Source organism: Pseudomonas sp., assembly GCF_050739655.1.
GTDB lineage: Bacteria > Pseudomonadota > Gammaproteobacteria > Pseudomonadales > Pseudomonadaceae > Aquipseudomonas.
Map to the genome: position 1 here is coordinate 1 of NZ_JBOIBY010000355.1, position 4843 is coordinate 4843.

Consider the following 4843-nt stretch of genomic DNA (forward strand, 5'->3'; position numbering starts at 1 on the left):
TTCAGTGAACTGGACCAGATCAAGCTCGATCTGGAACGTCTCGAGGCGCGTTTCGAGCGCCTTTCCCGATCCCTCGACCCAAGCGATAACGCATGAAGCTGCTTGCCGTCCGCCGTCTGTTGCGCATCCAGCGCGTCGTAATCCGCTACCGCCTCGATGACCTGCTGTTCGCCCTGCCGCTGCCCTGGTTTTTGCGGGCACTGCGTTATGTCCTGCCGTGGCGCTGGTTTCCGCGCAAACCCCTGGACCTGAGCCGTGGCGCGCGCTTGCGCCTGGCGTTGCAAGACCTGGGGCCAATCTTCATCAAGTTCGGGCAGATCCTGTCCACTCGCCGCGATCTGCTTCCAGAAGACATCGCCGATGAATTGATGCTGCTGCAGGACCGCGTGCCGCCGTTCGATTCGCAGCTGTCGGTGAAGCTGATCGAAGAGCAGCTCGGCAAGAAAATCAGCGAAGTATTCAGCCGTTTCGACGTCGAACCATTGGCCTCTGCCTCGGTGGCGCAGGTGCATGCCGCACAACTGAAAACCGGCGAAGAAGTGGTGGTGAAGGTCATTCGCCCGGGCCTCAAGCCAGTGATTGCCCAGGATCTGGCATGGCTGTTCATCCTCGCCCGCGCCGCTGAAAAGCTCTCGGCCGACGCCCGCCTGCTACATCCGGTGGACGTGGTCAGTGACTACGAAAAAACCATCTACGACGAACTCGACCTGTTGCGTGAGGCGGCCAACGCCAGCCAGTTGAAGCGCAACTTCGAAGGGTCGCCGATGCTCTACGTGCCGCAGGTCTATTGGGACTGGTGCCGGCCAAAAGTGCTGGTGATGGAGCGTATCTACGGGATTCAGGTCACCGATCTGGCCACCCTGGCCGACCAGCGCACCGACATGAAAATGCTCGCCGAGCGTGGCGTGGAAATCTTCTTCACCCAGGTATTCCGCGACAGTTTCTTCCATGCCGACATGCACCCCGGCAACATCTTCGTCAGCACCGTGAGCCCGTGGAGCCCGCAGTACATTGCCATCGACTGCGGCATCGTCGGCAGCCTGACTCCGGAAGACCAGGACTATCTGGCGCGTAACCTGTTCGCCTTCTTCAAGCGCGATTACCGTCGCGTGGCGCAGTTGCACATCGATTCGGGCTGGGTACCGGCGGAAACCAAACTCAACGAATTCGAAGCCGCGATTCGTACGGTGTGCGAGCCGATCTTCGAAAAACCATTAAAAGATATTTCCTTCGGCCAGGTGCTGATGCGCCTGTTCCAGACCGCACGGCGCTTCAACATGGAAGTGCAGCCGCAGCTTGTTCTTTTGCAGAAGACCCTGCTTAACATCGAGGGCCTGGGCCGGCAGCTGTATCCGGACCTGGATCTGTGGAACACCGCGCAACCGTTCCTCGAACGCTGGATGCGCGAGCGCGTCAGCCCCAAAGCTTTGCTGGGCAACGTGCAAAGCCAGTTCGAACAGCTCCCGCACCTGGCCAACATGGCCCGCGATCTGCTCGAACGCATGTCCCAACCCCATGCCTACGATCCGCCGCCACCGTGGCACCGACGCCGCGACGACTGGTTCCTGCGCCTGCTCGGCACGGCGCATCTGGCCGGTGGCGCGATCCTCGCCGCGGGCGGTCCATTGAACGAGCTGGCCTACTGGCCGGCCGGGATCATGATGGCCGTCGGCTTGTATCTGGTCGTTCGTCGATAGCCAGTTGCGTGAACGACTGGCACACTGTTTCAACGCCTGGGTTCGACTAATGAAGTGTTGAGCCCGCTGTCGGAGTCGAAGATGAAAAACTGGCTGGACGAGATCAAGTGGGACGCTGACGGCCTGGTGCCGGCGATTGCCCAGGATCACAAGACCGGGCGCGTCCTGATGATGGCCTGGATGAACCGAGAAGCGCTGCAACTCACCGCTGCCGAGAACCGCGCCATTTACTGGTCCCGCTCCCGTGGCAAGCTGTGGCGCAAGGGCGAAGAGTCCGGCCACGTGCAAAAATTGCATGAGATGCGCCTGGACTGCGACGCCGACGTGATCATCCTGATGGTCGAGCAGATCGGCGACATCGCCTGCCATACCGGTCGTCAAAGCTGCTTCTACCGCGTCTACGAGAACGGCGACTGGACAACGGTCGACCCGGTCCTCAAAGATCCGCACGCCATCTATTCCGCAGGACACAAACATGAGTGACACTCTGACCCGCCTGGCCGAGGTTCTGGAGGAGCGCAAAGGCGCCGCCGCCGACAGCTCGTATGTCGCCAGCCTGTACCACAAGGGCTTGAACAAGATTCTGGAAAAAGTCGGCGAAGAGTCGGTCGAAACCATCATTGCCGCCAAGGATGCCGCCGTCAGCGGTGACTGCAGCGATGTGATCTACGAAACCGCCGATTTGTGGTTCCACAGCATGGTCATGCTTGCCCAATTGGGGCAGCATCCACAGGCTGTACTCGATGAACTGGACCGTCGTTTCGGTCTCTCCGGACACGTTGAGAAAGCCTCGCGCCCGTCCGCCTGAATAACTATTAGAGAGGAGCAGCAGCATGGGCATTTTTGACTGGAAACACTGGATCGTCATCCTGGTTGTTGTCGTACTGGTATTTGGCACCAAGAAACTGAAAAACCTCGGCACCGACGTCGGCGAGTCGATCAAGGGCTTCAAAAAGGCCATGAACGATGACGAGAAGCCAGCTGACCCTGCCGCTACTCCAGCCCAACCGGTTCCACCGGTTCAGCCACAGGCCTCTGTGAATCAGCCGCACACCATCGACGTGCAGGCGCAGAAAGTCGAAGAGCCGATCCGCAAAGACGTGTGAGCACTGACTAATGTTTGGTATCAGCTTCTCTGAACTGCTGCTCGTCGGCCTCGTCGCCCTGCTGGTGCTGGGCCCCGAGCGCTTGCCGCATGCTGCGCGCACCGCCGGCCTGTGGGTTGGGCGCCTGAAGCGCAGCTTCAATGCGATCAAACAGGAAGTTGAACGTGAAATCGGTGCCGACGAGATTCGTCGGCAACTGCACAACGAACACATTCTGTCGCTGGAGCAGGAAGCGCGGAAGATTTTCACGCCGACACAGCAAGAGCCGACGCCGGTTGAGCATGTGGGGGAGCAGACGATTCAGGCTCCCGCTGCTAGCGTCGCAACACCTGCTGTAGCACCGGCAGAACCTGCACCCGTTGTTACAGCCACACCGGTTGAACCCGTCGTACCTGCGGCTGCGCCTGTTGCGCCAGCCCCTCATGACCCCACACTGCCGCCGCGAGCCCCATGAGCGATCTTCCTGAAAACGACCAGCACATGCCGCTGGTTTCGCACCTCACCGAGTTGCGTACCCGTCTGCTGCGCTGCGTAGCGGCCATCTTCATCATCTTTGCCGGGTTGTTCGCCTTCACCCAGCAGATCTACACCTTCGTCTCGACACCGCTGCGTGCTTATCTGCCGGCGGGCGCGACGATGATCGCCACCGACGTGTCGTCGCCGTTCCTGACACCGCTCAAGCTGACCATGATGGTCTCGCTGTTCCTGGCCATTCCGGTGATCCTGCACCAGATCTGGGGCTTCATTGCCCCAGGCTTGTACAAGCATGAAAAACGCATCGCCGTGCCCTTGCTATGTTCGAGCATCGTTCTGTTTTATGCCGGCATGGCCTTCGCCTATTTCCTCGTATTCCCGCTGATCTTCAAGTTCTTCGCCGCCGCCACTCCGGCCGGTGTGGAAATGATGACCGACATCACCAGCTACCTCGATTTCGTCATGACGCTGTTCTTCGCCTTCGGCGTGGCGTTCGAAATCCCGGTGGCCGTAGTACTGCTGGTGTGGATCGGCGTGGTCGACGTCAAATACCTGAAGAAAATCCGCCCGTACGTGATCATCGGCTGCTTCGTGGTCGGCATGATCCTGACCCCGCCGGACATCTTCTCGCAAACCCTGCTGGCAGTGCCGATGTGGTTGCTGTTCGAAATCGGCATCCTGTTTGGCGGCCTGATCAGCAAGCGTGGCGAGCATCCGGACGACCAGCCGGCTGACGATCACAACGACCAGCCGCCAGCGACCCAAGCGTGAACCTGCTGCTTCTCGAAGAGGCCGACTTCATTGCGGCCGACCGGGTGATTTTGCGTGATCGCCGGCTGACCCATATGCAGGAAGTCCATCGCTGTGAGGTCGGCGACAGCATGCGTGTCGGACGTCTTGGCGGCCTGATGGGCTCGGCTGAAGTGCTGCGCCTGGAGGCCAATGAGGCCGAACTGCGCGTCACACTCGACCAGCCACCACCGGCCAAGCTGCCACTGACCCTGGTTTTGGCCCTGCCACGGCCCAAGATGCTGCGCAGGGTATTTCAGACCGTTGCGGCCATGGGAGTGCCCCGGGTTGTACTGGTGAACAGCTATCGCGTCGAGAAGAGCTTCTGGCAAACACCGTTCCTGGAGCCGCAAGCCATTCGCGAGCAATTGATCCTCGGCCTCGAACAGGCCCGGGACAGCGTGCTGCCGGAAGTGGTGATCGAGAAGCGCTTCAAGCCGTTCGTTGAAGACCGCCTGCCGGCAATCAGCGAAGGTACCCTTGGACTGGTTGGCCATCCGGGCAACTACCCGCCCTGCCCCCGCGCATTGAGCGAACCGGTGACCCTGGCCATCGGCCCTGAAGGTGGCTGGATTCCTTACGAAATCGACCTGCTCGGCAAGTCCGGCCTGCAACCGGTGCAACTGGGCGAGCGCATCCTGCGCGTCGAAACCGCCGTCACCGCCCTCCTCGCACGCCTCTTCTAACCCCGCCATACCCTTGTGTGGAGCTGCCGCAGGCTGCGATCTTTTGATCTTGAAAAATCAAAATCAAAAGATCGCAGCCTGCGGCAGCTCC

Annotated in this window: 7 protein-coding genes and 1 pseudogene; all 8 read left to right on the forward strand. The window is 60.4% G+C overall.

Features of this window, described 5'->3' with window-relative positions:
- A pseudogene (locus ACRESJ_RS17210) lies at positions 1–96 on the forward strand (SCP2 domain-containing protein); the annotation flags it as partial.
- Positions 93–1697 carry a ubiquinone biosynthesis regulatory protein kinase UbiB gene (gene ubiB / locus ACRESJ_RS17215; protein ID WP_431758973.1) on the forward strand — a complete coding sequence of 535 codons (1605 nt, stop codon included), beginning with the start codon at positions 93–95 and terminating at the stop codon, positions 1695–1697. The pseudogene ACRESJ_RS17210 and the gene ubiB, both read left to right, overlap by 4 nt.
- Before the next feature lie 81 nt (positions 1698–1778).
- Positions 1779–2180, forward strand: coding sequence for a phosphoribosyl-AMP cyclohydrolase (gene hisI, locus ACRESJ_RS17220; protein ID WP_431758974.1), 402 nt, complete (start codon positions 1779–1781; stop codon positions 2178–2180).
- Positions 2173–2505, forward strand: a complete 333-nt coding sequence (locus ACRESJ_RS17225; protein WP_126359282.1) for a phosphoribosyl-ATP diphosphatase — start codon at positions 2173–2175, stop codon at positions 2503–2505. The genes hisI and ACRESJ_RS17225 overlap by 8 nt, the downstream gene beginning before the upstream one ends.
- 25 nt (positions 2506–2530) lie before the next feature.
- The gene (locus ACRESJ_RS17230) at positions 2531–2803 is read left to right on the forward strand and encodes a twin-arginine translocase TatA/TatE family subunit (RefSeq protein WP_431758975.1); all 273 of its coding nucleotides are present in this window, start codon (positions 2531–2533) and stop codon (positions 2801–2803) included.
- 10 nt (positions 2804–2813) lie between these two features.
- Positions 2814–3257 carry a Sec-independent protein translocase protein TatB gene (gene tatB, locus ACRESJ_RS17235; protein ID WP_431758976.1) on the forward strand — a complete coding sequence of 148 codons (444 nt, stop codon included), beginning with the start codon at positions 2814–2816 and terminating at the stop codon, positions 3255–3257.
- Positions 3254–4048, forward strand: a complete 795-nt coding sequence (gene tatC / locus ACRESJ_RS17240; RefSeq protein ID WP_431758977.1) for a twin-arginine translocase subunit TatC — start codon at positions 3254–3256, stop codon at positions 4046–4048. The genes tatB and tatC overlap by 4 nt, the downstream gene beginning before the upstream one ends.
- Positions 4045–4752, forward strand: a complete 708-nt coding sequence (locus ACRESJ_RS17245; protein WP_431758978.1) for a 16S rRNA (uracil(1498)-N(3))-methyltransferase — start codon at positions 4045–4047, stop codon at positions 4750–4752. The genes tatC and ACRESJ_RS17245 overlap by 4 nt, the downstream gene beginning before the upstream one ends.
- The last annotated feature ends 91 nt before the right edge of the window (positions 4753–4843 follow it).

What these genes read in the sequence shown, in the direction of transcription:
- ubiB (WP_431758973.1), top strand. Translation starts at nt 93, where the DNA reads ATGAAGCTGCTTGCCGTCCGCCGTCTGTTGCGCATCCAGCGCGTCGTA.
- hisI (WP_431758974.1), top strand. Translation starts at nt 1,779, where the DNA reads ATGAAAAACTGGCTGGACGAGATCAAGTGGGACGCTGACGGCCTGGTG.
- ACRESJ_RS17225 (WP_126359282.1), top strand. Translation starts at nt 2,173, where the DNA reads ATGAGTGACACTCTGACCCGCCTGGCCGAGGTTCTGGAGGAGCGCAAA.
- ACRESJ_RS17230 (WP_431758975.1), top strand. Translation starts at nt 2,531, where the DNA reads ATGGGCATTTTTGACTGGAAACACTGGATCGTCATCCTGGTTGTTGTC.
- tatB (WP_431758976.1), top strand. Translation starts at nt 2,814, where the DNA reads ATGTTTGGTATCAGCTTCTCTGAACTGCTGCTCGTCGGCCTCGTCGCC.
- tatC (WP_431758977.1), top strand. Translation starts at nt 3,254, where the DNA reads ATGAGCGATCTTCCTGAAAACGACCAGCACATGCCGCTGGTTTCGCAC.